Source organism: Vibrio sp. YYF0003 (assembly GCF_036350715.1).
GTDB lineage: Bacteria > Pseudomonadota > Gammaproteobacteria > Enterobacterales > Vibrionaceae > Vibrio > Vibrio natriegens.
This window is the reverse complement of record NZ_JAZDWA010000003.1, coordinates 470,327-494,234: the sequence shown is the minus strand read 5'-3', so window position 1 is coordinate 494,234 and position 23,908 is coordinate 470,327. Positions and strand designations below refer to the sequence as shown.

At 46.6% G+C, this 23,908-nt stretch carries 23 protein-coding genes; 19 read left to right on the top strand and 4 right to left on the bottom strand.

The features are described 5' to 3' along the window. From V1U08_RS12570 to V1U08_RS12525, 10 genes are all read left to right on the top strand, one after another. Nucleotides 1-921 carry a type II secretion system F family protein gene (locus V1U08_RS12570; RefSeq protein WP_330470716.1) on the top strand — a complete coding sequence of 307 codons (921 nt, stop codon included), beginning with the start codon at nucleotides 1-3 and terminating at the stop codon, nucleotides 919-921. Next, entirely contained in the window at nucleotides 918-1,688 is a 771-nt protein-coding gene (locus V1U08_RS12565) for a tetratricopeptide repeat protein (protein WP_330470715.1), read from the top strand. The genes V1U08_RS12570 and V1U08_RS12565 overlap by 4 nt, the downstream gene beginning before the upstream one ends. After that, entirely contained in the window at nucleotides 1,685-2,161 is a 477-nt protein-coding gene (locus V1U08_RS12560) for a TadE/TadG family type IV pilus assembly protein (RefSeq protein WP_014230487.1), read from the top strand. The genes V1U08_RS12565 and V1U08_RS12560 overlap by 4 nt, the downstream gene beginning before the upstream one ends. 2 nt (nucleotides 2,162-2,163) lie before the next feature. Next, the gene (locus tag V1U08_RS12555; RefSeq protein WP_014230488.1) at nucleotides 2,164-2,667 is read left to right on the top strand and encodes a hypothetical protein; all 504 of its coding nucleotides are present in this window, start codon (nucleotides 2,164-2,166) and stop codon (nucleotides 2,665-2,667) included. Further along, on the top strand, nucleotides 2,667-4,070 hold the full coding sequence (locus tag V1U08_RS12550) for a VWA domain-containing protein (RefSeq protein ID WP_330470714.1): 1,404 nt from the start codon (nucleotides 2,667-2,669) through the stop codon (nucleotides 4,068-4,070). Before V1U08_RS12555 ends, V1U08_RS12550 begins: the two co-directional genes overlap by 1 nt. Nucleotides 4,071-4,092: 22 nt before the next feature. Beyond that, nucleotides 4,093-4,623: a HugZ family pyridoxamine 5'-phosphate oxidase gene (locus V1U08_RS12545; protein WP_065301817.1), complete on the top strand. Its 531-nt coding sequence runs from the start codon at nucleotides 4,093-4,095 to the stop codon at nucleotides 4,621-4,623. A 117-nt stretch (nucleotides 4,624-4,740) separates the two neighbouring features. Next, on the top strand, nucleotides 4,741-5,130 hold the full coding sequence (locus V1U08_RS12540) for a YbaN family protein (protein WP_081280032.1): 390 nt from the start codon (nucleotides 4,741-4,743) through the stop codon (nucleotides 5,128-5,130). Further along, nucleotides 5,127-6,725: an ABC transporter ATP-binding protein/permease gene (locus tag V1U08_RS12535; RefSeq protein ID WP_020336271.1), complete on the top strand. Its 1,599-nt coding sequence runs from the start codon at nucleotides 5,127-5,129 to the stop codon at nucleotides 6,723-6,725. The genes V1U08_RS12540 and V1U08_RS12535 overlap by 4 nt, the downstream gene beginning before the upstream one ends. Continuing rightward, complete coding sequence (locus tag V1U08_RS12530; protein WP_330470713.1) at nucleotides 6,722-8,368, top strand: amino acid ABC transporter ATP-binding/permease protein; 1,647 nt, start codon at nucleotides 6,722-6,724, stop codon at nucleotides 8,366-8,368. The genes V1U08_RS12535 and V1U08_RS12530 overlap by 4 nt, the downstream gene beginning before the upstream one ends. Before the next feature lie 320 nt (nucleotides 8,369-8,688). Further along, nucleotides 8,689-9,390: a hypothetical protein gene (locus tag V1U08_RS12525; RefSeq protein WP_330470712.1), complete on the top strand. Its 702-nt coding sequence runs from the start codon at nucleotides 8,689-8,691 to the stop codon at nucleotides 9,388-9,390. A gap of 62 nt (nucleotides 9,391-9,452) precedes the next feature. Here the strand turns inward: V1U08_RS12525 and V1U08_RS12520 are convergent, their stop codons facing one another. Continuing rightward, a complete protein-coding gene (locus V1U08_RS12520; RefSeq protein ID WP_239949257.1) occupies nucleotides 9,453-11,906 on the bottom strand; it encodes a putative bifunctional diguanylate cyclase/phosphodiesterase in 2,454 nt (817 codons plus the stop codon). Between the two features lie 153 nt (nucleotides 11,907-12,059). Further along, entirely contained in the window at nucleotides 12,060-12,968 is a 909-nt protein-coding gene (locus V1U08_RS12515) for a DMT family transporter (protein ID WP_330470711.1), read from the bottom strand. Between the two features lie 169 nt (nucleotides 12,969-13,137). On the opposite strand from V1U08_RS12515, the gene rmuC reads away from it, so the two are divergent. The 7 genes from rmuC to tatC all read left to right on the top strand — a co-directional run bounded on the left by rmuC (nucleotide 13,138) and on the right by tatC (nucleotide 19,319). Next, nucleotides 13,138-14,670, top strand: a complete 1,533-nt coding sequence (gene rmuC, locus V1U08_RS12510) for a DNA recombination protein RmuC (RefSeq protein WP_330470710.1) — start codon at nucleotides 13,138-13,140, stop codon at nucleotides 14,668-14,670. 77 nt (nucleotides 14,671-14,747) lie between these two features. Beyond that, nucleotides 14,748-15,527: a bifunctional demethylmenaquinone methyltransferase/2-methoxy-6-polyprenyl-1,4-benzoquinol methylase UbiE gene (gene ubiE / locus V1U08_RS12505; RefSeq protein ID WP_014230498.1), complete on the top strand. Its 780-nt coding sequence runs from the start codon at nucleotides 14,748-14,750 to the stop codon at nucleotides 15,525-15,527. Between the two features lie 11 nt (nucleotides 15,528-15,538). Next, nucleotides 15,539-16,174, top strand: a complete 636-nt coding sequence (locus tag V1U08_RS12500) for a ubiquinone biosynthesis accessory factor UbiJ (RefSeq protein ID WP_330470709.1) — start codon at nucleotides 15,539-15,541, stop codon at nucleotides 16,172-16,174. Then, a complete protein-coding gene (ubiB, locus tag V1U08_RS12495; RefSeq protein WP_065296106.1) occupies nucleotides 16,171-17,805 on the top strand; it encodes a ubiquinone biosynthesis regulatory protein kinase UbiB in 1,635 nt (544 codons plus the stop codon). The genes V1U08_RS12500 and ubiB overlap by 4 nt, the downstream gene beginning before the upstream one ends. Before the next feature lie 49 nt (nucleotides 17,806-17,854). Further along, nucleotides 17,855-18,103 (top strand): Sec-independent protein translocase subunit TatA, encoded by a 249-nt coding sequence (tatA, locus tag V1U08_RS12490; protein ID WP_330470708.1) that lies wholly within the window; start codon nucleotides 17,855-17,857, stop codon nucleotides 18,101-18,103. Between the two features lie 3 nt (nucleotides 18,104-18,106). Beyond that, nucleotides 18,107-18,505, top strand: a complete 399-nt coding sequence (gene tatB / locus V1U08_RS12485) for a Sec-independent protein translocase protein TatB (RefSeq protein WP_176290552.1) — start codon at nucleotides 18,107-18,109, stop codon at nucleotides 18,503-18,505. Nucleotides 18,506-18,572: 67 nt separating this feature from the next. After that, complete coding sequence (gene tatC / locus V1U08_RS12480) at nucleotides 18,573-19,319, top strand: twin-arginine translocase subunit TatC (RefSeq protein ID WP_014230503.1); 747 nt, start codon at nucleotides 18,573-18,575, stop codon at nucleotides 19,317-19,319. 356 nt (nucleotides 19,320-19,675) lie between these two features. On the opposite strand, the gene V1U08_RS12475 is transcribed toward tatC, so the two are convergent. Beyond that, complete coding sequence (locus V1U08_RS12475) at nucleotides 19,676-20,878, bottom strand: cation:proton antiporter (protein ID WP_330470707.1); 1,203 nt, start codon at nucleotides 20,876-20,878, stop codon at nucleotides 19,676-19,678. Nucleotides 20,879-20,972: 94 nt separating this feature from the next. Continuing rightward, the gene (locus V1U08_RS12470) at nucleotides 20,973-21,746 is read right to left on the bottom strand and encodes a TatD family hydrolase (protein ID WP_065299002.1); all 774 of its coding nucleotides are present in this window, start codon (nucleotides 21,744-21,746) and stop codon (nucleotides 20,973-20,975) included. Nucleotides 21,747-21,930: 184 nt separating this feature from the next. Between V1U08_RS12470 and hemB the strand changes: the two genes are divergently transcribed. Beyond that, on the top strand, nucleotides 21,931-22,992 hold the full coding sequence (gene hemB, locus V1U08_RS12465; protein WP_031779279.1) for a porphobilinogen synthase: 1,062 nt from the start codon (nucleotides 21,931-21,933) through the stop codon (nucleotides 22,990-22,992). 140 nt (nucleotides 22,993-23,132) lie between these two features. After that, a complete protein-coding gene (locus V1U08_RS12460) occupies nucleotides 23,133-23,567 on the top strand; it encodes a GNAT family N-acetyltransferase (RefSeq protein WP_065296111.1) in 435 nt (144 codons plus the stop codon). Nucleotides 23,568-23,908: the final 341 nt, after the last annotated feature.

The window sequence follows — 23,908 nt, the reverse complement described above, 5'->3', positions numbered from 1 at the left end:
ATGGGGCAATGGTTCGTTTCGTCAACCTCGCTTGCCGCTCTGTTGGTCGCGGGTGTGGTGTTTATGTCTGTGTTGCTGTGGTTGTTCTTATCACAGCAGTCGCAAAGTTGTTGGCAGGCGCAGTGTAAGCGTTATTTAAACCCTGGTAATGATAATGCTGTGATTGAGACTTCGTCATCGTCATTTCTCGCCGGGTTAGGTGTGTTGTATCCCACTTCTGACAAAGAGAAACAGCGCCTGCAGCAAATGCTGGAGCATGCCGGTATTGCGTCTTCGACTGCCTTAAATTCGGTGCGCGGCGCCAAGCTTGTGCTCGGTTTGTTTAGTGCGAGTGCCGCTCTGATTTGGCAGGCGGTATCTGGAGAACTGCTCGATGCATACACCCTAATGATGACGTTAATCGGTTATGTGCTGGGGTCAAACTTACCGGAATACTGGTTACGCCGCCAAGCCAATCAGGCTCAACAGAAGCAGCAGCAAGTCGTGCCTGACGCCATCGACTTGATGGTGATCAGTGTGGAAGCCGGGCTGTCGCTGGAGCGTGCATTGGAGAAAGTCGGTCTGTATTTACTCGATGTTGAGCCGATGTTGGCGCGACAGTTATTGCGCACTCACGCAGAGATTCAGGTGCGGGGAGAGTCTGCACATTGTCTGAAAAAGCTGGCGTGGCGCACGGGGCTGAAAGAGATAGAACGTCTCGCCAGTACGCTAGCGATGGCCGAGCGATATGGCTCTCCTTTAGCGGAAACCATGCGCACCATCAGCGCCGATGCCAGACAACTACGCAAAATGGCGTTGCAGGAGCAAGCTGGAAAACTGCCGGGACGCATTACGCTGATTCAAATGGCTTTCATTATGTTGCCATTGATGGTGCTGATCGTCGCACCGACCATGAACTTGTTATTGGAGAGTTTAAAATGATGACGACAAACCCGACCAAATGGCTGTTGTTGGTCTGTCTAAGCCCTCTGCTATTAGGCTGCGCGACGGCGAGCAAAGTGAAAAAGCAGACTGAAAATAATACTCAAGCACTAGCCGAAGCAGCATTCAATTATGGTCAGTATGGTAAAGCGGAGCAGCAGTATCTTAAGTTGCTCGAGCTCTCACCAGACAATCTCACTTACCAAATGATGTTGGCTCGTAGTCAGTACCGTCAGGACAAGAAAGAAACCGCGATGGCGAAACTGCGTTATGTGTGCGCGAATCCGGAGTCTGTCTCTGCGCAGGCGTGCATGTATCTTGGCCGTTACTTGCTTAGCAACAGTCGTGTGACCGAAGCTATCGAGGTGTATAAGTTAGGGCTACCGAAAGCGGACGGTCCACAGGTTGAAGCGCAGCTGCATAACGGCCTTGGTATCGCATTGTTGGGCAGTGATGCCTTACAAGCACGAACGGCGTTACAACAAGCGATGATCCTTTCACCAGATAACCCTCATTTTCGTTCTAACTTGGCGATCAGCTATCTGCATGACAATCAGGTCGAGAGAGCTCGAACAACATTTTCTCCGCTCTTGGCGTATCAGCAGTTACCTCCGCAGGTAGAGCTGAATTTCGCGCTGTTGTTACTGGCAGAAGGTAATGAAGACCAAGCGCGAGCGTTACTTACTCGTCATTTACCCGCGAGCGAAGTTGAGCGCGATCTAGCTATCCTCAACGCGCGTTTGACGGCGATGCGGAATGCCCAATGAGTCGGTGTCGTTCTCGTCAGCGAGGTGTCATCAGTTTAGAAACCGCACTGCTATTTCCTGCGGTCTTAGCGGTGTTGTTAGCCTTTTTTGATATTACCCGTGTTCATTTGCAATACGGATTATTGGAACACGCGATGCGTAGCTCATTGCGGGTGCTGTTAGCAGAAGACTGGCGCGTTAAACCGTTGAATCCCTCTGTTATCAAACAAATGCTCGATGACAACAGCTACGGTTTTATCGACCAGGTCGAGGTCAGCATCATTCGTTATGACTCGTTGGAAGAGATGCTTCGAGTGGGGAAAGAGCAGGAAGAAGTAGAGGCCAGCGCGTTCTTTCGCCCGAGAGACCCGGTTTTTCAGGTGACCGCGACGCTCTCGACACAAATGGAAATCAGCCCTTTAGCCACGCTATATCCAGAACCCTTGGTGTTTACTAGCACTTTGATTGCTTCACAGGACTTGTTGTTCGATTAACTATGTTTCGATACCCGATTTTTTCCGCGCGTAAACGTCGTTTACAAGGCAGTGTCAGTATGGAAGTTGCTCTGATCTTGCCGATGTTGCTGACCGTGATTGTTGCGGCGTCAGAAATTCTGACCATCCTCCGTGTGGAGCAACGCTTGGTGAACCTTAACTACAACATTCTTGAAATGGTGGGCAATCGCCGGACGTTGACGATTGAAAATAATATTGCCCAGCTCCCATATTTTAGTGGTTTTGCCGAGCAGCAACTCTCGAACATTGCCAAAGGCAACGTGAGTTTGTCTATCGCAATGCACAATGCAGCGACTAAGGAAACCACGCCAGTGATGGTGAGTTCTGCTTGTATGTTGAGTGGAAAATGGCCTGATTTTGACGTCGGTAGCTTAGTAGAAGTCGCGATCTGCTTCCAGCCTGACGACAGTGTTAGTAGTAACGCAATCTGGAAACTATGGCCAAATGGTCGCTTCCACTCTCATATGATCAGGGAAACGAACTGATGATGGCGCTATCTACATATTCTGTGTCTCGTCGCCATCAGGTTGGCGTGGTGTCGGTGTCGGCGGCGATATTTCTAGCCGGTATGCTGACTTTCTTTAGTTTTGTGTTGTTAGTGGTCGTCACCAGTACCACAGACAGCCGGTTATCTATGCTGGCGGATGCCGTGCTGTACTCTTCGTCTGACAGCGTAAGCGCAGATCAAGATGCCAACCAACTGTTGAATGCTAACGTTAGCGACGATGCAACGGGATTATCGACACCTCAATCGAGGTTAGATAAGCGTGATGACTTCACCACAGCGACAGTGACCGGAAAAGTTAAGGCGAGTGAGTTAGTACTCAATGAAGAGTTAGTGACCGAAGACTTGATTATTCGTCACCAGGCTACCTCCCGATTACACCAGATGACACTAGAAATTGTCATCATGTTGGATGTTTCTGGTTCGATGGAGGGGGCTCCAATGACTCAGGCGATGGACGGATTACGGGATTTTGCTGACATCTTATACGCCGAAGAAAGACGAAATCTGAGTAAAACCATCAGCATAGTACCGGCAACTGGATTGGTTAATGTCGGTTGGCGTCCTAATTTTCTTAAACCTGGTGCGATAGCGATTCCCCGCTCATTACGCACTTTGGCAAAAGAGCAGGGTTGGAAAAACCTGCTGAGTCCATCGGTGCCGGGGCGTTGGCGTGAAGCGATGTGCATGCAGTTGCCCGAGATTCAGTCGGATTTAACCAGCCCTGGAATGTTAAACCCAAGCTGGATACGCAGTTTGGAGCTCGGGCCTAAGCAGCAAAACATTCGCTTCTATCTCGAAACTCACAAGAAGCCACCACTAGGCGCGACTTACAAAAATGGCATGCCGTTGCATTCCTATATTCCAACTAAGAACTCACCATATAACCCAGAGTGGAAGCACATGCATGCGCTGTTTGACACACTTGACTGTGGTGTCAGCAGTGTTCAGTCATACATGTCCAATTATCGTGAGTTTGTGCATGGTTTAGAAACGCTGTATCCGGAAATGAACACAAATAACGCTGAAGGTGTGATGTGGGCATGGCGATTACTGTCTCCAGAATGGCGTGGTGAGTGGGATAAAACCAAGGGTGAACTGCCACGAGATTACGGTTTGAAAAGTAATAAGAAAGTCATGGTGCTGTTTACTGATGGTGACCACTTGATTGATCGAGAAGTACGCGATCGAAAACAAGTGATGTTATGTCGAGAGATGAAGCGAAAAGGAATAGAAATCATCGCGGTGGATTTCAACAATCGCTCACCGTCGATGAAATCCTGTGCCAGCCCGGGTGCTTATTATCAAGCGACCAACCGCACTATTCGCAATGTATTACAACAAGTGGCCACCACACTGAACAAAATTGAATTGGTGGAATAACTACCATTATGAAAGGAACTGTATGTCGTACCGAAAAGAGCAGCTAGAACGTTTACCTGAAAAAATTCAGGGGTTTATTCAGCAATTCTCAACCGCCCAGCTGGGAACCGTAGATTCACAAGGCATACCATTGGCGAGTTACGCTCCGTTTGTTCGTCAAGGCAACGACTTCGTCATGTTATTGAGTACCGTCTCGAAGCATGCTCGTAATCTGCAACAAACGCCGAGAGCGTCGCTGATGTTAGTTGAATCAGAAGATAAGGCGCGTCACTTGTTTGCTCGTGAGCGACTGGTCATAGACTGCGATGTCGTTTGTATTGATAAGCACAGCGAGGCAGCCTCACCGCTTAAGCAACAAATGCAGCAAAAGTACGGCGAGATCGTCGAGCAGTTGTGTGGCATGAAAGATTTTAGCTTCTACCGTTTTGCACCACGCTCAGGTAACTACGTAAAAGGATTTGGTCAGGCGTTTCGTCTGGATGAGAACCTTCAACACGCAGTGCATCAGACGGAAGGCCATACCGAGGAAGAGAAGCAGCTACAACCCGCTTAACTATTGCGAGGGCAACCTCGCATTTTTTCGATAACAATAGCGTAAAGCCGTACTGGCCAAAGCGCAGTGAAATTCAGCCCTTCATTACTACAGATAATCTACAGAATGAATTGGAACATGATTAAAAGATATGCCTTTTTAACTATAGGGGTCAGTGCGACAGGGCTGGGTATGGTTGGTGTGTTTATTCCGTTACTGCCTACCGTTCCTTTTGCGTTACTTGCGCTCTATTGCTTTAGTGTCAGTTCGCCTCGTTTTCAGTCGTGGTTGCTCGCCAGCCGTTTGCTCGGTCCAACGCTGAGAAACATTAAAGAAAATCGTGGCCTAACCATAAAAGAAAAGGTGCGAGTACTGATAGTGGTGTGGTGCTCGATACTGGCGACCGTCGTTTGGTTGCTCGGTGAACGACCATCTGCACAAATTACATTGCTGGTGATTGCCCTTATCGAAACCTACATTATTTTGCGCTACAAGACGCGCGTTGATCCAGTTGAGGAAAATAAATGATAGGTAAGATTCCTCAATCCGCAAAACCTTGGCTTTTGGGTTCTGTAAGCAGTGGCGTGTTGGTTATTCTTGGTTTAGTCGGTCAATATTGGCTGGTGAGCCGAGTGTTCAGTGACAACTTTGAACCGATTGTTCTACAGGTGCTATTGGCGAGTGTGACTTTATTAGCGTTACGCTTTGGTGTGATTATTTTCCATCGTTACTTGGGGGCAAAAACGGCGCAGCAAGTGAAGCAGTCAATACGTAAGCAACTGCTTGATAAATTGGCCGCTTTAAAGCCAGCCCAAATGACACCAGAGCTGCGTGGGAAGCTCAATTACCTGCTTGGTGAAGGCGTGGAAGTACTGGACCTATATTGGGGGCTGTTTGTCCCTCAGTTTTTTATCGGTCTGCTTGGTCCTTTGCTAGTGTGTCTATTTATTGCATTCATAGACCCATTTTCTGGCTTTATCTTGCTGTTAATGATCCCTCTAATTCCAGCCATTTTAATGTTGGTGTTTAAACGTTTTGCCAGTGTCAGTGCGACCTATAAGCACAACTTGGCTCTGCTGACGGAGTTGTTTACTCAGAGCTTGCACGGCCTTCCCGTGCTAAAGCTGTACCAATATTCCAAAATTTGGGGAGCGGAAATTGAACAGCATGGTGAGGCATTACGACGCTCTACCATGTCGCTCCTCAAAACCAATCAACTGGTGATCTTATTGGTTGACCTGTTGTTTTCTCTGGGCACGATAGTCGCTGCGTCATTGTTGGCGATTACGCGTTATCAATTGGGTATTCTAGACGCAGCATCGGCAGCTTTTATTATTTTGGCCAGTGTCGAGCTGATACGTCCATTGTCTTTAATGGGAGCGTTCTTCTTTGCCGGTGCGCTGGGCCGAGAAGTGCAGGCTGACGTACAACACATCTTGTCTTTAGACGAAAATGAATCCCACCATCTTACACAGCAAAATCATGCCGTTGTTCTTGATGTTCGCGGTTTGACTTATGGTTATCCTCAGCAAGAAAAACTATTTCAGGGTGTCGATTTAAGCGTATACAAAGGTGAACTGGTGGTGCTGCAGGGGCCAAGCGGTTGCGGCAAATCCACCTTGTTCAAACTGATCCGTGGTCAGTTGATGCCCGATGCAGGTGTGATTACCCATCAGCCGATTGGTTACTTACAGCAGATGCCGTATGTGTTTCATCAGACACTGGAAGATAACTGTCGTATGGCGGCATCCAGTGCTACACAAGATGAGGTGCGTGATGCGCTAAAACAGAGTGCGCTGGATGAATGGCTAGAGCACTCAGACACACTGTCATTGCATCCGGGTGAAGGCGGAAAGCATATCTCTGGCGGGCAGGCGGCTCGGCTTGGTTTATCTCGAGCATTTTTATCCGATCATGCGCTGATGTTAATCGATGAACCGACCCGTCAGTTGGATGAATTGACCGAACAAAAAGTGATTGATGCGCTGCATCAGCTCAAGCAGCAGGCCGGCGTATTGGTGATCAGTCACTCACCACGACTAATTGCTCAGGCTGATCGAGTCGTAGATGTCAGCCGTTGGCGCGATGTAACTAAAGTAACAAGCTCGGAGGCCTGGGCATGATCAATCAGTTATTAAATCTAGCTAAACCGCACTTAGCTCCGCTTGGTTTGTCGTTGCTTTGTCGGATATTAAATCAGTTTGGCACCATTGCAATCCTCGTTGTCGCGGGGCAATACGCGCAAGAATTATTTATTGGCCAACAACCCGTATCGATTTGGCCACAACTGCTTTGGCCGTTACTTTGGATTGGTATCGGCAAAGCAATCTGTCGATATATCGAGCAACTTTCAGGGCATAACGCTGCATTTCGTATCCAAGAAGACTTACGCAATCAAGTGTATTGGCGGCTAGAACAGCAAGCGCCGGACAATATTCACGACCTTTCGACCGGTGACCTCACCGCACGGGTAGTATCGGACATAGAGCGCATCGAAGTCTTCTATGCTCACACCATTGTTCCAGTACTCTCTGCACTGGTGGTGTCGCTGTTGGTGACTGCTTACGGGTATTTTTTAGTTGGTCCAGCGGCAATCGTATTGGGTTTACTTCTGCTGGTTATTGGTGGTGTATTACCTGCGTGGCACCTCAGTCGCAGCGCGAAGCTAGGGCAGAATATTCGCGATCAATTTGGTCTGTTGAATACCTTGCTGACCGACGTGGTATCTGGTTTCAATGAAATACAGAATTGGTCAGCGATGGCGTTTTTTCAGCGCAAAGTAACCAAACAAGGACAAGCGCTTCAACGCTTACATAACACCTTAGCTGTCCGCAATGGTGTTAAGGATGCGCTGACAGATTTAATCATTGGTAGTGGCTTTATTGCCATGATTGTCTGGGCTTGGTGGCAGGGAGATCCGCTATCGTTAACGGCGCTATGTTTATATGCGGGCGCTTTCGGTCCGGTGCTAGCGCTGACTAGGACTTTTGAGGACTTGCCTCAGACGTTTCCTGCTTGTCACCGAGTTCTGACCATATTGGAAGCGCAGCCGTCAGCAGCACTTAGTGACGATACTAAAGCTCACGCCAGATCTGATTCTGAGGCTCTACTCAGTGTCACAGGTTTAAGCCATCGTTATAGCCCTGGGGCTGACTGGCTGTTTGAAGACTTATCGCTGTCGCTGCCTGCGGGAACGCATTTGGTTATCCATGGGCAAAGTGGAAGTGGCAAGACATCATTGCTGCGCTACTTGGCTGGTATTCATCTTTCCGAGACGACTCCGTTGCGGTTCAAAGGCGAAGCGATTACCTGTTTGAATCGAGAATCTGCTTGGCTGAAAATCAGTTATATACCTCAACAGAGTGTGATTTTTCCCGCGTCTTTACGCTACAACTTATCTCTAGGTGGTCACTATAGTGACGAGAAACTGATGCAAGCACTACGGCTAGTCTGCTTGGAGCCAATGTTCTTTGCATTATCCGATGGGCTAGATACTGAGTTGGGGCTTAATGGTACTCGTCTCAGCGGTGGAGAAGCGCAGCGGATAGCGTTGGCAAGAGCATGGTTGCGCGATACGCCCGTTTATTTGTTGGATGAAGCATTCAGTGCGTTAGACAAACAGACCGAGATCGTTATTCGTCAGCGTCTTCGCCAAGATTGGCAAGACAAGTTAGTGGTTGAAGTCGCGCACCAGCCACAGGGGCTAAATCCGCACTGTGAACGCAGGCTGATGAAAGATGGTCAACTTACTCCCCTCAGTGACTAAAAGCACATAAACATGCCGGAGTTATCCGGCATTATAGATTACTGACAAAGGATGAACATTGAGCAATTTTCTTCTTGTTTTGGATTTTAGCTCGAGCGTAAAGCGTTAACTGGCAAGACGCCGAAGCATTTACCCCTTTGTCTTTATATCCCGACCAGCCGCCCAATTTCTTAACTTTCAAACGGAAGATGTTATTTGTCTCGCAGATAAATAGATAAGTCACTCGTTGACGGCTAATCAGCTATGCATGGCCTCGTCTTTTGGAATCACCTGCTTTAGTTTGTTTCCCAAGTTCAGATTTAGCCAGTAGCGGAATCATCATGCGGTCTATGTTCTTCATCCTATCATTGTGTTTTTGCGGAACATTAAGTGCGCATGAACGTGATTCTGGTACCTCTTTTGAAGTTCTTGTGGGCGCGTCACTTGGTTACCGAACCATTGAAATCAGCGAAAGAGAAAGTGTTATGGAAGTGGCTGAATTTCAGACTGATGGATTGAATGTCGCACCAAGTATTTCTCTCAGAACCGAGCCTAAATATATATGGCAAGACCGAAATTGGTCTTATACGTTTTCGGCTGACTTTTTTACCTCTAAATTTGATAAGCAAGTTGTGGGAGATGGCGGCGGTTATAACCGCGTTATTCAAAACAAAGGCACCAAAATAGAGGGTTTATCTCTGTATTTTACTCCCATCATCTACTACCAATTTGGGCGAGAAAAACCTGAGGGCTGGCAATATAGAGTCGGTGTTGGGGCTGGGTTGGGATACCAGGATCATAACGGCGAGTTTTTAATCACCAATCGAGAGCACCCTAATTACGGAAAGGTGAGAAAAATTAATCACTCCAAACTGGGTTTATCAACTGGTATTTATGCTGAGGCTAAATATAAAAAGCATCACATCGTGTTTAATGGGGATCTCATTACCAATGAGCTATCCGGTGATGACTATCGGTATGTGGAAAACCATGTATCCATTACCTATCGCTATCAAATATATTCTTTTTCGCTGGATTTTTAATTTCTGACACAGTTATAAAGCCGAGTATTTCTTACTCGGCTTTTGCTGTTGATGGCGGTCCGCTATAGAAATAGCTTGTTGGGAGTAACGGATGGGCTAAATAAAAATCCCTGCCCGTAAATACATCCTTTGTCTGACAGGTATTGTGCTTGTTCTTGAGTTTCAATCCCTTCTGCGACGACTTTAAGCGATAAGGTTTTGCCCATAGCGATGATCGCATTAACGATGGCATTGCTGTCGCTGTGACTCGGTACATCTTTCACAAATGAACGGTCGATCTTCAATTTGTTGATCGGCAGACCTTTCAGGTAAGAAAGCGAGGAATAGCCAGTACCAAAATCATCCAAAGATATTTCAATACCGAGTTCGCGCAGTTGATTTAACGACGCAATGGCCTGTTGTGGGTCGATCAACAAAAAGCTTTCGGTGATTTCGATATCCAAATGATGCGCAGAAAAACCAGTCTCCTGAAGTATCACCTGAAGCCGGTCGATAAAGTTCGATTGCTGCAGTTGGAGTGCGGATACATTGACGGCTATTTTGCCGAAATTAATTCCAGACTCCAGCCAAGCGTGGCCCTGAATACAAGCCTGCCTGATAACCCAATCGCCGATGCTTTGAATTAGCCCGGTTTTTTCTGCAATTGGAATAAAATCAGCAGGGGACACTAAGCCAAATTCAGGGTGCTGCCAGCGCAACAGGGCCTCCACGCCAACAATAGAGTTCTGCTCCAGGTTGTATTGGGGTTGATACTCCAAACGCAGTTGCTGTTTCTCTATTGCCTCGTGCAGCGCTGATTGAATTCGCACGTGGGAAATGGACTTGTGAGTCAGATCCGGTGAATAAAAAGCGTAGCCGTTACGGCCATTTTTTTTCGCTAAGTACATGGCAGTATCTGCATTTTTCAGCAGTGTTTCACTGTCTTGACCATCGGTTGGATACAGGGCAATACCGATACTTGCTGAGACACGCAATGATTCGTGACTGGTCAGCTTAAACGGTTGATGGAATACACCTAAGATGCTGTCCACCGTTTCGGACAGCGCGACATCACTTTGGGCTTCTGGAAGAATAATCACAAATTCGTCGCCGCTGATTCGTGCGACATGGGCATTGAGATGCAAGGTGTCTTGCAGACGTATTGCCAGTTTGGTCAGCAATTGATCTCCGCAAAAATGCCCCATACTGTCGTTGATGTGCTTAAAGTGATCGATATCCAGGAAAAGGGTCGCAAAGCTTTGCTGGCTCTTTTGACCAGTTTCGATGTGTTGCTCGAGCAATCCAAGTAAATGAGTACGATTTGGCAGATTGGTCAACGGGTCATAAAACGCCATTCGCTGCAGCTTTTCTTCATGTGCTTTGCGCACCGAAATGTCTTCAAACACACAGATATAGTTGATCAGCTGATCTTTGTCGTCCATTACCGCGCTGATGGTGGCCAGTTGAGGGTAAAAGCTGCCATCTTTCTTGCGGTTGATGAACTCGCCTTTCCACTGTCCTTTAACTTGTAGCTCAGACCATAAATTTAGATAGAAGCTGCTATCGTGGTGTCCAGAGTGAAGGATTTTCGGTGTATGACCAATCACTTCTTCTGCACTGTACCCTGTGATGTTCGTAAAGGCAGGATTGATATCGATAATGTTTGCATCACGATCGGTGATGATCATCCCTTCTTGCGAATTATTGAAGATTTTCGACGCCAACGTTAGTTGGGTTTCTATGGTTTTTCTACGTGTGATGTTTCGCGTCATGCCCATAACACCAATCAGCTCACCTGCTTGATTGCGTACAGGTGACTTAATGGTTTCGAGCCAGGTTGGATTATTGTTCGAGTCTATTTGTCGGCACTCTTCAACAATATTCTGATTGCCAGTTTCAACCACTGTAATATCAGCTTGAATGAATTTCTCAGCGCGCTGTTCGCTGAAAAGGTCAAAATCATTTTTACCAATGATTTCCTGATTGGTTTTTTGCCAGGCTTGCTCGACGCTTCGGTTAGTCATTGCATACAGGCCATCGGTGCCTTTGATCCAGATATGGTCTTCAAGGCAGTCGATAAACTCTTGTAATGTTGGGATTTGACTTTGATCTTGCTGATACTGCAGATGGCGTTGTTGTTCTTGTTGGTAATGTCGGCTCACATCAAAACTAAACCGACCCGCAAGGGCGCTCAGCCACGCTGGCACGTGATGGCTTTGTGCGTTTGTGTAAGTCAGCGTAATCGCGGCAAACAAATTACCGTTAGGTAGCCACACCGGACAGATGCTGAGGATCTGCTGCTCATAAGCTATGTTGATGGTTTCTAACTGAAAAGGGATAAATTGAGCGGTGATCTGCTCAATCTCGGCAACAATCGCATCATGGTTCTGCTCTGCGGTCGACAACGCACTGTGTTGCCACTGTTCGTTGTCATTGAAGGCGTAGACTTGTCCCTGTGCATGGTTGGCATTACAGCACTGTTGCAGGGCATCTTGCCAGTCTGCTAATGAAGAAGATGGAATATCAAAGCGAAACATAATTAGTACGGTATCCTGAATCGCCCAACGATGTGTTTATAAAAATATAGCTGAGATGGCTATTGGGCTTTGGCTGTATCGTATCCGACCATAAAATAATTCCAAGCGGTATAAGACGCTTCAGTTCATAAAAATACGAATTGATAACGTCTGTTAGTGAGAGGCATTGGCGGTTTTCTCTTTTTTGCCAAACTTGACTTGCTGAATCACCAGACCACTGATGATCAATACCAGCCCGATCAGCGTAGAGGGATGAATGTCTTCACCAATAATCGTCGCCAGTAACATCAGGGAGATGAATGGGGAAGCGAAAATCAGGTTACTGATGCGAGCCGTATTCTGTGTTGACTTGAGCGCGCTTAGCCAAAGGACGAACGTAATCCCCATCTCAAAAAGACCTACATAGGTCACCGCAGCCCAGCCTTGGGCCGAGATGGTATTCCAGCTTTGTCCTTCATAGATGCTTAACGCAACAGTAAAAGGAATCGCAACCAGAAAACCAAGTAACACGCCCACGACCGGATCCGCTTTGTTTTTGGTGTTGAGAATCCAATATCCTGCCCATAGCAATGTAGAGAGCAGAGCTAAACCAACGCCAAGCGGGCTCTCAAAATCCATACCTAACACGTTGCCCTGAGTGGCAATCACAATCACACCTAGGTAACTAAACGCGCAAGCAATCCAGTCTTTGCTACGAATTTTCTGCCCGAGAAATACCGCTGCCATGAGCGTCAGCGTGATGGCCCAGCTGTAGTTGATGGCCTGGGCCTGAGAGGCCGGGAGCAAGTCATAAGCCTTAAACAGGATCAGGTAGTAGGCTAATGGGTTAATCAGGCCAAGTAGCAGGTAATACCAAGGATTCGACAGAAAGGTATCGCTGAGCTGATTCAACTTGCCTTGAACACCACATACGATGACAAGAGTAATAGCAGAAACGATGCTGGCAATACACAGCATCTGAATCGGAGTGAACTCGGCTAATGTGAGTTTAAATGCGGTCGCCACTGTCGACCAAAGTAATACTGCTGAGAGCCCAAATCCTAGGGCGCGACGCTCATTCATGATGCCTCTGTATCGTGTTCAAAGGCTCGGCGATAAGATTTTGAGCGAGCCAAAGGATATTATTTTGAGCAGGTAGTGTATGCGAGGATTTTTCATCCAACAAACTGGACATTTATCCAGTGTCTAAATACCATTGTTATAGATATAAAACACAGGCTAACTCGCTATTATGCAATGGATTCTTGAGCATCAATCTCTCATTCTCTCTACTCTATGTGCCGCTGCAGCCAGCGGAGCGGCGGTCGGTTGGTGGGTAAAACAGCGTTTTATCACTCAAACTCAGCTTCTTGAGCAGCAACTGTCTGCAGAAAAACAGCTTCACCAACAACAGCTTGAGCAAGTGGGTCAGCGTCTGGCTGAATCGCAACAAGAGCTGGATGAACTGGATGACGAGCGCGATAAAGCGGCATTTGAAGTGCGTCAGTCACACGGCAAGTTGATGGCAGCAATGGAAAAGCTTCGTTATTTCGAAGCCGTCAAACAAGAGCGTCAGCAGTATTTCGATGAGCTCGGGAAAATGCGTGAGCAAAAATCGCGTTTGGAAACGCAACTGCGAGAGCAGCAAGCGCGCCATGATCAAGTGAATCAGTCGAATGCGGAAAAGCTGCAAATACTGGAACAAGCAGAAGTACGTTTGAAGCAGCAATTTGAGCACCTTGCCAACCAGCTATTTGAAGAGAAAACCGCGAAGGTGGATCTGCAAAACCGTCAGAGCTTAGAAGGCTTGCTTTCTCCGCTAAGAGAGCAATTGGATGGCTTCAAAAAACAAGTCAATGACAGCTTTAGTCAGGAAGCCAAAGAGCGTCATACTCTGGTCCATGAGCTAAAAAATCTGCAACGTTTAAACGAGCAAATGACGCGTGAAGCGGTGAACCTGACCCAAGCTTTGAAAGGCGACAACAAGCAGCAAGGTAACTGGGGCGAAGTGGTTCTTGCCCGCGTGCTGGCAGAATCTGGTCTGAGAGAAGGGCACGAATACGAGACGCAGGTGAATCTACAAAATGAAGCAGGTAAGCGTTATCAACCTGATGTGATTGTTCACCTTCCGCAAAATAAGCAAGTTGTGGTCGACTCGAAAATGGCTTTGGTGGCGTATGAGCGTTACTTCAACGCGGAAACCGATGCACAGCGAGATCAAGCGTTGAATGCCCATCTTATTGCGCTGCGTGCGCACATCAAGGGCTTAAGCATGAAGGATTATCACAAACTCAAAGGCATTCAGAGCCTGGATTATGTGCTGATGTTTATTCCGGTGGAACCCGCTTTTCAGGTCGCTATTCAGGCTGATCCGAGTTTGGTTAAAGACGCGATGGAGCAGAACATCATTTTGGTTAGCCCGACGACCTTGCTGGTGGCGCTGCGTACCATTGATAATTTATGGCGAAATGAACGTCAGAATGAAAACGCTAAACTGATTGCAGAGCGAGCAACCAAACTTTACGACAAACTACGTTTGTTTATTGATGATATGGAAGGTTTGGGCGGGGCGCTGGATAAAGCCAACCAAACGTATCAAGGCGCGATGAATAAACTTGCTACAGGTCGCGGTAATGTGATTCGACAGGCAGAAAGCTTCAAGCAACTTGGTGTCGAGATTAAGCGCCCAATTTCCTCTGATCTTGCACAACTGGCACAGAGTGAAGCATTTTCCGAAAATGAATCGTTAGTAGAAAGACATCCGGCTGAGGATAAAGTAAACTAATCGCCCGCAGTACATTGGGCGACTCTATTTGTCAGCAACCGCCCAGCAGTGAAACGTGCTGCCTAAGAGGAATTAGAATGACGGACACAAGCTTGCAATCCAATAATGCATTAGAGAACGAAACCACCCACTTTGGTTTCACTACCGTGGCGAAAGAAGAAAAAGTAACTAAAGTTGCCGAAGTTTTTCACTCCGTGGCAGCAAAGTACGACATCATGAATGACCTGATGTCGGGAGGCGTTCACCGTCTGTGGAAGCGTTTCACTATCGATTGTAGTGGTGCTCGCCCGGGGCAGCGCATTCTGGATCTTGGCGGTGGTACTGGTGACCTGACAGCAAAATTCTCGCGAATCGTCGGCGATCAGGGCCATGTGATTCTGGCGGATATCAACAATTCAATGCTGAATGTCGGCCGCGATAAGCTGCGCGATAATGGTATTGTGGGCAATGTGCATTACGTTCAGGCGAACGCAGAAGAACTGCCGTTCCCAGATGATTATTTTGATGTGATTACTATCAGCTTCTGTCTGCGTAACGTAACAGATAAAGACAAAGCGCTGCGTTCGATGTTCCGCGTTCTTAAGCCGGGTGGCCGTCTATTGGTACTGGAATTTTCAAAACCAGTCATCGAACCATTATCGAAAATTTATGACGCATACTCGTTCCATCTGTTGCCAAAAATGGGCGAACTGGTCGCGAACGATGCGGAAAGTTACCGTTACCTAGCAGAATCTATCCGCATGCACCCAGATCAAGACACTCTGGAAGGCATGATGCAAGAAGCGGGCTTCGAAAACACCAAATACTACAACCTAACGGGTGGTATTGTGGCGCTGCACCGCGGCTACAAATTCTAAGGGTTAACGGCATGCCATTTGAACCTCTTATTACTGCCGTCATTGAAACGTCGCTGAACACACTGATTAAAGACGATCCCACTCTGGGTCGTCGTTTAGCACGTCTGAAAGGCCAGGTTATTCAAGTCCACCTGAAAGAAATCAATAAGACGCTGACCTTTGTTTTCAGTCAGCAGATTGATGTTTTGGGTAACTATGAAGGTCATCCTGACTGTTATTTGTCTCTCAACCTGAGTGTGTTGCCGGAACTGCGAGATCAAGCCAACATCACCCGTCTTATCAAGCAAGATAAGCTTGAGCTGGAAGGTGATATTCAACTGGCGCAAAAATTCTCTCAGCTGATGGTGGATTGCAAACCAGACATTGAAGAATGGCTGTCGCGAGTGACTGGAGATGTTGTAGCCCATACGGTCGTGCAGGGTTCAAAAAACGTCGGTAACTTTTTCGTTTCTCAAGCAGAAAAACACCAGCGACATCTAGCGCAGGTGATGACAGAAGAGTGGAAATTCGCGCCAGCGCCGCTCGAAGTCGCGCATTTTTGCGATCAAGTGGACGAAGTACGCAGTCAGGCATCACGAGTTGAAGCTCGTCTGAATGCTCTGCTTGATAAATTAGATGCGGATAAGCCTGCGTTGGAGAAACCATGACTCCAGCAGAAATAAAGCGCTTATATCACATCGTTAAAGTACAACTGGAATATGGGCTGGATGAGTTGTTGCCGGAGCATCAACTGACGAAAGCGCCGCTTTGGATGCGCAAAAGCCTGTTCTGGATTAAAAATAAACACCCCGAGAAGCCATTAGGTGAGCGACTTCGTTTAGCGTTACAAGAGCTGGGTCCGGTTTGGATCAAGTTCGGTCAGATGATGTCGACCCGCCGTGACTTATTCCCGCCTCATATCGCTGATCCCCTCGCGTTGCTTCAAGACCAGGTTGCCCCATTTGATGGTGAACTGGCGAAACAGCAAATGGAAAAGGCGTTAGGTGGTCCGCTCGAAAACTGGTTTACCGAGTTTGATATTAAACCACTGGCCTCTGCATCTATTGCTCAGGTGCACACAGCGCGATTAAAAGACACTAACCAAGAAGTGGTATTAAAGGTCATTCGCCCAGATATTCGCCCAGTTATTGATTCCGATCTAAAACTGATGCACCGAATGGCACGTATAGTCGCGGGGGCAATGCCTGAAGCACGTCGTTTAAAACCGGTCGAAGTTGTTCGTGAATATGAGAAAACGCTTCTCGATGAACTCGACCTGCGTCGTGAGGCGGCTAACGCGATTCAATTGCGTCGAAATTTCGAAGATAGCGAAGAATTATACGTTCCTGAAGTTTTTCCTGACTTCAGTAATGAAACTGTCATGGTTTCTGAGCGAATATATGGCTTTCAAGTTTCTGATATAGAAGGCTTGATAGCAAATGGCACCAATATGAAACTGCTGGCTGAACGCGGCGTGAGTGTGTTCTTCACTCAGGTGTTCAGAGACAGCTTCTTTCATGCCGATATGCATCCCGGTAATGTGTTCGTTAAACCTGATCACCCGGAAAACCCAACGTGGATTGGGTTAGATTGTGGGATCGTTGGTACACTTAATAGTGAAGACAAACGTTATCTGGCGGAAAACTTCCTTGCGTTCTTCAATCGTGATTATCGTCGAGTGGCGGAATTGCACGTGGACTCAGGTTGGGTGCCGGCAGATACCAATGTTGACGAGTTTGAGTTTGCGATTCGCATTGTTTGTGAGCCAATTTTCGCTAAGCCACTGTGTGAAATCTCCTTTGGTCACGTGCTATTGAATCTGTTCAATACTGCACGTCGTTTCAATATGGAGGTTCAACCTCAACTGGTATTGCTGCAAAAAACCTTGCTGTACGTGGAAGGGCTTGGCAGACAACTTTATCCGCAGCTTGATTTGTGGGAAACCGCAAAACCATTCCTTGAAGAATGGATGATGAACCAAGTCGGTCCGCAAGCTTTAGTGAATGCCATTAAAGATCGCGCACCATTTTGGGCGGAGAAGTTACCGGAATTGCCAGAGCTGCTTTATGATAGTCTCAAACAAGGTAAGGCGATGAACCAACGTATGGATCAGCTTTATCAGGGCTACCGTCAAAGTAAGCGACAGCAGGCGACAGGTAAGTTTTTATTTGGTGTTGGCGCCACTTTAGTCGTATGCTCGGCAATATTGGTGGATAACGCTTATGAGCAGCTATCGTTCGCCTGTGGGATTGCAGGTGTCACATTCTGGCTGTTTAGTTGGCGAGCTTATCGTCGATAGACGGTAAACTCTTGAAATACATTTTGTTTAAAGACCCGAGGTAAAAAGAATGGGTGGTATCAGTGTTTGGCAACTTCTAATCATTGCTGTAATTGTTGTATTACTATTCGGAACCAAGAAGCTACGTGGTATCGGTGGTGATCTAGGCGGTGCCGTTAAGGGCTTCAAAAAAGCAATGAGCGATGACGAAGATGCTGCGAAAAATGCTAAAGACGCAGACTTCGAGCCAAAAAGTTTAGAGACGCAGCAACAAAAAGAAGCTGCACCTGAAACGAAAAAAGACAAAGAGCAGGCGTAAAACGTGTTTGATATCGGTTTTTGGGAACTGGTATTAATATCTGTTGTTGGTCTGGTCGTTCTTGGACCGGAGCGTTTGCCTCATGCTATTCGCAGCGTGTCCCGCTTTGTCGGTGCCGCTAAGAGTATGGCAAATAGCGTCAAAGACGAATTGTCTCACGAGCTGAAAGTCCAAGAGCTGCAAGAGAACTTGCGCAAAGCTGAGCAAATGGGGATGAAAGACTTATCCCCTGAATTGAAGTCTTCTGTGGAAGAACTTAAACAAGCTGCGCAATCTGTAAACCGCCCTTACGCGGAAAAAACTGAGTCCGATGCTAAGCCTGTGAAAGCAGAGCCTGTCGTTGAGTCGGTAGAGAAAGCGGAAGATATCAAGGTTACAGCGGCAGATAAAAAAGCCGAATAGTCTCATTAGGAGGAGCTGCTAGGATAAGTAGCTCCTTTTTGATCTGGTTTTTACAAAGAGGTTTGCCATGTCTACCGTCGAGCAGACACAACCTTTAATTAGTCACTTGTTGGAGCTTCGCAACCGACTACTGCGTTCAATATTGGCAGTGTTGGTGGTGTTTGTCGGGCTAGTTTATTTCTCTAACCATATTTACGAGTTTATCTCAGCGCCTTTGGTAGAACGTCTGCCTGAAGGTGCGACGATGATTGCAACTGATGTTGCGTCACCATTTTTTACGCCACTTAAACTGACTCTGATTGCGTCGGTATTTGTTGCCGTGCCATTTATTTTGTATCAGGTATGGGCATTTGTGGCTCCGGGCTTATACAAGCACGAACGTCGTTTGATCATGCCGTTGCTGTTTTCCAGCTCTTTGCTGTTCTACTGCGGTGTAGCGTTTGCGTATTTTGTTGTATTTCCGCTCGTGTTTGGCTTCTTCACCGCGATTTCGCTTGGTGGTGTAGAGTTTGCCACTGACATTTCCAGCTATCTGGATTTTGTACTGGCGCTGTTTATGGCGTTTGGCATTGCTTTTGAAGTACCGGTCGCGATCATTTTACTGTGCTGGACGGGTGCAACAACACCACAAGATTTAAAACAAAAACGCCCATACATCATCGTTGCAGCGTTTGTTGTTGGTATGGTGTTGACGCCACCGGATATGATTTCTCAGACTCTGCTGGCTATTCCAATGTGTTTGCTGTTTGAAGTTGGTTTGCTGTTTGCGCGTTTCTACACACGTAAAGATGAGGAAGACGAAACCGAAGAGTAGTCTTTGGTTCGTAAAGTTATCAGTAAAAAAGCGGCTCTCCAGAGCCGCTTTTTGATCGTGAGTACTAAAACGTCATTACTTGATTTTTAGTACGTAGCCACAGTTCGAGCATACATATATTTCTTTGATTCCTACGAGCTTTTGGAAGAAGGTTCGGCGCTGACGTTGTAAGTAAATACCATGCTGACACATAAATATTCCTATTTTTGTTATGATTTTTAATAAATATATTATGTGAAGTTGGTTCCAAAATTAAGGGGTTAATGGGTTTGAAACGATGTTGTGTGATGGTGATTGTTAAATAGGGCTTGCTTGTTTTATGGAATACTCAGTAAGAGGCTGTTTTTAAATCAAAATCAATCGGTTCCAATGCGCTCTGACAGAGCTCTCGCCGTGATGCCATGTAAAACAAGGCTTAGTATTACGGTGCAAGCTACGGTTAATGCAATAAAGCGTCCCCCTGGTAACTCCGCATCTAAGACGATGATGGTAAATACAATACTCGCTAAACCTCTCGGACCAAACCAGCCCATGAACCAGCGGTGACGGGCAGGCACGGCAGTGCCGATAAATGAGAGATAGATAGGGATCATTCGAATCAGCGTTAAACTGATGAGGGCGTATACCATCATGTTGATGGAGAAAAGCCCGAGAACTTGCCCCACAACAGCCGCGCCAAAAAGAATCCAAGTCAGCATGGCTAATAGCTCTGCGAGGCTCTCTGTGGTCAATACCAGTTTGTGAGTATGGCGAGAAGCAAGATGACCAAACAGAAGCCCACCTGTGAATGCCGCAATGTAGCCACTGCCGTGTAGAGTTTGCGCTAAACCGAAGCTGGTCAGGGCAATAGCGCCCACTGTCAGTTGAACCCAAATTTCACTGAGCCATTTTTTCTTCGCGCTCCAGTAGAGTAGCTTGGCGCCAATATAGGCGAGCGACAATCCAACCAGTGTGCCTATACCCAGCTCTTCAGCAAACACCATCAAAGCATGACGCGTACTGATGTCAGCATGTGTAGTACTGGTTTCCACGGCGATGAGAAGCAACAGGATTGGGACGCACAGACCATCATTAAGTCCGCTCTCTACATTGAGTCCTTCGCTTACGGGAGTCGGTACCTTCGGGTTTGATATGACGGCTTTGCCCAGTGCCGCGTCGGTTGCCGCGAGCATAGTCGCAAGGATGGCAGCTTCTATAACCGATAAGACGTCAAACAGAATAACTGCGACGAATGTTCCCAAGATAATCGCGCCCGGCAGTCCAAACATGAGCATCCGGACTGGATAAACCGCTTTTTGTTTTAATACGGTGAGATTGGAGTGAGCGGCATCTGAGAAAAGAATTAAAGCCAGCGTCAGGTCGGCTAGCAGTCTTAAGTCATTGGCTTCTGCTGATAATCCGATTATCCCCAGGCCATATTCACCTAGCAGCAATCCCAGAGCGACATAAACTATCGGTCCAGATATTGCGGAATTTTCGATGCGCTTTGCTATCAGGGTATATAAGAACACAATCCCAGCGAGAATGCTGATAACAAAATAGATACGCTCCAAATCCATAAGTACTTCCTTGTACGTCATGCTGATTTTTGAACAACTTTGGTATCAGTGTAGCAATAGCTATCGCAAAGTTTTTAGTTTGTTGCTGAGTAACTTATTGAGTTGAAGGTAAATTAAACAAAGATTCGGCATTCGCTGTCGTCACTGTGTCTACTTCTTCAATGGTTAAGTCTCTCAGTTCAGCAATACGCTGGGCAACGAGAGAAGTGTAGGCTGGCTCGTTGCGTTTCCCGCGATGTGGGACTGGCGCTAAGTAAGGGCAGTCAGTTTCCAGTATGACCCACTGCATATCGAGGTGAGGGATAACTTTGTCCATCCCACCATTTTTAAACGTTGATACGCCACCTAAGCCGAGGTGGAAGCCCAACTCGTTAATCGCTTTTGCTTCTTCTAAACTGCCACCAAAACAATGAAATACGCCACGCAAGCGGCCATCTTGCTCCTGGCGTAGCAGAGTTAATGTTTCTTCGATGGAATCACGAGTGTGGATCACAACAGGTAAGTCCATCTCTTTTGCCCAGTTAAGTTGGGTAATAAATGCCATTTCCTGCTCAGCTCGGTAGGTTTTATCCCAGTACAGATCGATACCAATTTCTCCCACAGCGATGAAATTGTGTTTCTCAAACCAACCGCGAATGATTTCCAGCGTTTGTTCAACATTATCATCCACATAGCATGGGTGAAGGCCCATCATCGAATGGCATACTTCAGGATAAGCCTGTTCGGTTTGCAGCATCGGCTCAATCGACTCCAGATCGATGTTTGGCAGCAAAATCTTATTAATGCCTTGTTCTCGTGCGCGTTTTACAACTTCGTCGCGGTCATTATCAAATTCGCTGGCGTATATGTGCGCGTGGGTATCGATCATGGTTCGTCTCTGTGCTTCGTTTTTTAGGTCTTGTGAGAAGTATACTTGAGTGTGAGGGCGGGGTCATTTTCAGTTTTTTTCCGCGCCTTTTTCCAGATTGTCACCCGCAAAGTGCATCAAGAGTGATATGATTTTATCCACCAGATGATTTGATCATCATAACCGTCCAGACAAGGAGAAAATGGTGTCTGTATCAATTCAAGGTCCATTCCCTGCACGCCGTATGCGTCGCTTACGTAAGCATGACTTTAGCCGCCGTCTAGTGGCTGAGAACCAACTTTCTGTTAATGATTTGATTTACCCAATGTTCATTCTGATGGGCAAAGATCGTCGTGAAAGCGTAGAGTCCATGCCGGGTGTAGAGCGTTTGTCTATTGATTTAATGCTAGAAGAAGCGCAATACCTTGCAAATCTAGGTGTACCTGCAATCGCACTTTTCCCTGTCGTAAACCAGGATGCGAAAAGCTTATGTGCGACCGAAGCCTATAACCCAGAAGGTTTAGTTCAGCGTGCAGTGCGTTCTCTTAAAGAGCATATCCCTCAAATCGGTGTTATTACCGACGTTGCGCTGGATCCATTTACCACGCATGGCCAAGACGGCATCATTGATGAAGACGGCTATGTAATGAATGATGAAACGACTGAAGTATTGGTTAAACAGGCGTTGTCTCACGCAGAAGCGGGTGCTGATATTGTTGCGCCATCAGACATGATGGATGGACGTATTGGTAAAATCCGTGAAGCGCTAGAAGAAGCAGGCCATATTCATACTCAAATCATGGCTTACTCTGCGAAATACGCTTCGAACTACTATGGGCCATTCCGTGATGCGGTCGGTTCTTCGTCTAACCTTAAAGGTGGCAACAAGAAAAACTACCAAATGGATCCGGCAAATATTGATGAGGCGATTCACGAAGTCGCGCTGGATATCAATGAAGGTGCCGATTCTGTAATGGTTAAGCCGGGGATGCCTTATCTGGATGTGGTACGCCGTGTGAAGACTGAGTTGCAGGTTCCGACATTTGCTTACCAAGTGTCGGGTGAGTACTCGATGCATAAAGCGGCGATTCTAAACGGTTGGTTAAAAGAGCGTGAAACGGTGATGGAATCATTGCTATGTTTCAAACGTGCGGGCGCTGATGGCATCCTGACTTACTTTGCCAAAGATGTGGCGGAGTGGTTAGCGGAAGAAAACGCTCAAGCGGCTCAATATCTAAATATGTCTCAAGAAGCGACAGAAGAGTAATTATCGCTTAGTGAGAAAAACCAGACCGACAATAGTTGTTCGTCTGTATATACCCAAGTAACCTCTGGCGGATCAAATATGGCTTATTTACATAGCAGCAGTCCAAGGTGCTTGGGTATTAAATTTCTGGGGAGAGAACAATGACAATGCTGATTCGTGAAGGCACGTTGGAAGAGGCACTTCAGGTGGTAACTCACGTAAAAGAGTTTGCCAATGGAGAAACAATGGAGTCTATGGCACAGCGTCTCGGCGATAAAAACAGCTTAATTCTAGTGGCTGAGAAGAACGGTTCGATTTTAGGCTTCAAAATTGGTTATGAATTGGATGATGATACTTTTTACAGCTGGTTTGGTGGCGTAGCTCCTCAGGCTCGTAATGAAGGGGTTGCACAAATGCTGTTAGAGGCCCAAGAAGAGTGGGTGGCTGAGCAAGGTTATAAAACCCTTAAAGTGAAGTCTCGTAACCAATTCCCAGCTATGCTTAGATTGTTATTGCGAAATGGCTATCTCATTGAAAAGTTTGATGAAAACGTTAATCTTCGCGAATCTAGAGTACACTTCATTAAAGCAATGTGAAATTAAATGAGATTTTTTCTCATTTAATTGTTGACAGTTAAATGAGAATCATTATTATTAATCCTGTCTTAGGGAATGAGGAATGGTTCACAAGGACGTTGATTTACTTATTAATAGTTGTTGATTAACAGAAGTTGATTAACTGGTGTTGAGAAGGTGATGAAACAGTTTCCAAGAACTTGCACGAACTCTTTTTGACACGACATTGCTCACATTGCTTCCAGTGTAATTTATAGCTTCTTGGTTAAGCAGCTTGATAAAAAATTGCTTTACCACTTCTGCTAGGCGACCCAATTGGGTCGCTTTTTTCTTTTCTACGATTTCATTTGACGCCACGATTC

Coding starts and splice junctions, on each gene's coding strand:
- V1U08_RS12570 (WP_330470716.1), top strand. CDS start 1: ATGGGGCAATGGTTCGTTTCGTCAACCTCGCTTGCCGCTCTGTTGGTC.
- V1U08_RS12565 (WP_330470715.1), top strand. CDS start 918: ATGATGACGACAAACCCGACCAAATGGCTGTTGTTGGTCTGTCTAAGC.
- V1U08_RS12560 (WP_014230487.1), top strand. CDS start 1,685: ATGAGTCGGTGTCGTTCTCGTCAGCGAGGTGTCATCAGTTTAGAAACC.
- V1U08_RS12555 (WP_014230488.1), top strand. CDS start 2,164: ATGTTTCGATACCCGATTTTTTCCGCGCGTAAACGTCGTTTACAAGGC.
- V1U08_RS12550 (WP_330470714.1), top strand. CDS start 2,667: ATGATGGCGCTATCTACATATTCTGTGTCTCGTCGCCATCAGGTTGGC.
- V1U08_RS12545 (WP_065301817.1), top strand. CDS start 4,093: ATGTCGTACCGAAAAGAGCAGCTAGAACGTTTACCTGAAAAAATTCAG.
- V1U08_RS12540 (WP_081280032.1), top strand. CDS start 4,741: ATGATTAAAAGATATGCCTTTTTAACTATAGGGGTCAGTGCGACAGGG.
- V1U08_RS12535 (WP_020336271.1), top strand. CDS start 5,127: ATGATAGGTAAGATTCCTCAATCCGCAAAACCTTGGCTTTTGGGTTCT.
- V1U08_RS12530 (WP_330470713.1), top strand. CDS start 6,722: ATGATCAATCAGTTATTAAATCTAGCTAAACCGCACTTAGCTCCGCTT.
- V1U08_RS12525 (WP_330470712.1), top strand. CDS start 8,689: ATGCGGTCTATGTTCTTCATCCTATCATTGTGTTTTTGCGGAACATTA.
- V1U08_RS12520 (WP_239949257.1), bottom strand. CDS start 11,906: ATGTTTCGCTTTGATATTCCATCTTCTTCATTAGCAGACTGGCAAGAT.
- V1U08_RS12515 (WP_330470711.1), bottom strand. CDS start 12,968: ATGAATGAGCGTCGCGCCCTAGGATTTGGGCTCTCAGCAGTATTACTT.
- rmuC (WP_330470710.1), top strand. CDS start 13,138: ATGCAATGGATTCTTGAGCATCAATCTCTCATTCTCTCTACTCTATGT.
- ubiE (WP_014230498.1), top strand. CDS start 14,748: ATGACGGACACAAGCTTGCAATCCAATAATGCATTAGAGAACGAAACC.
- V1U08_RS12500 (WP_330470709.1), top strand. CDS start 15,539: ATGCCATTTGAACCTCTTATTACTGCCGTCATTGAAACGTCGCTGAAC.
- ubiB (WP_065296106.1), top strand. CDS start 16,171: ATGACTCCAGCAGAAATAAAGCGCTTATATCACATCGTTAAAGTACAA.
- tatA (WP_330470708.1), top strand. CDS start 17,855: ATGGGTGGTATCAGTGTTTGGCAACTTCTAATCATTGCTGTAATTGTT.
- tatC (WP_014230503.1), top strand. CDS start 18,573: ATGTCTACCGTCGAGCAGACACAACCTTTAATTAGTCACTTGTTGGAG.
- V1U08_RS12475 (WP_330470707.1), bottom strand. CDS start 20,878: ATGGATTTGGAGCGTATCTATTTTGTTATCAGCATTCTCGCTGGGATT.
- V1U08_RS12470 (WP_065299002.1), bottom strand. CDS start 21,746: ATGATCGATACCCACGCGCACATATACGCCAGCGAATTTGATAATGAC.
- V1U08_RS12460 (WP_065296111.1), top strand. CDS start 23,133: ATGACAATGCTGATTCGTGAAGGCACGTTGGAAGAGGCACTTCAGGTG.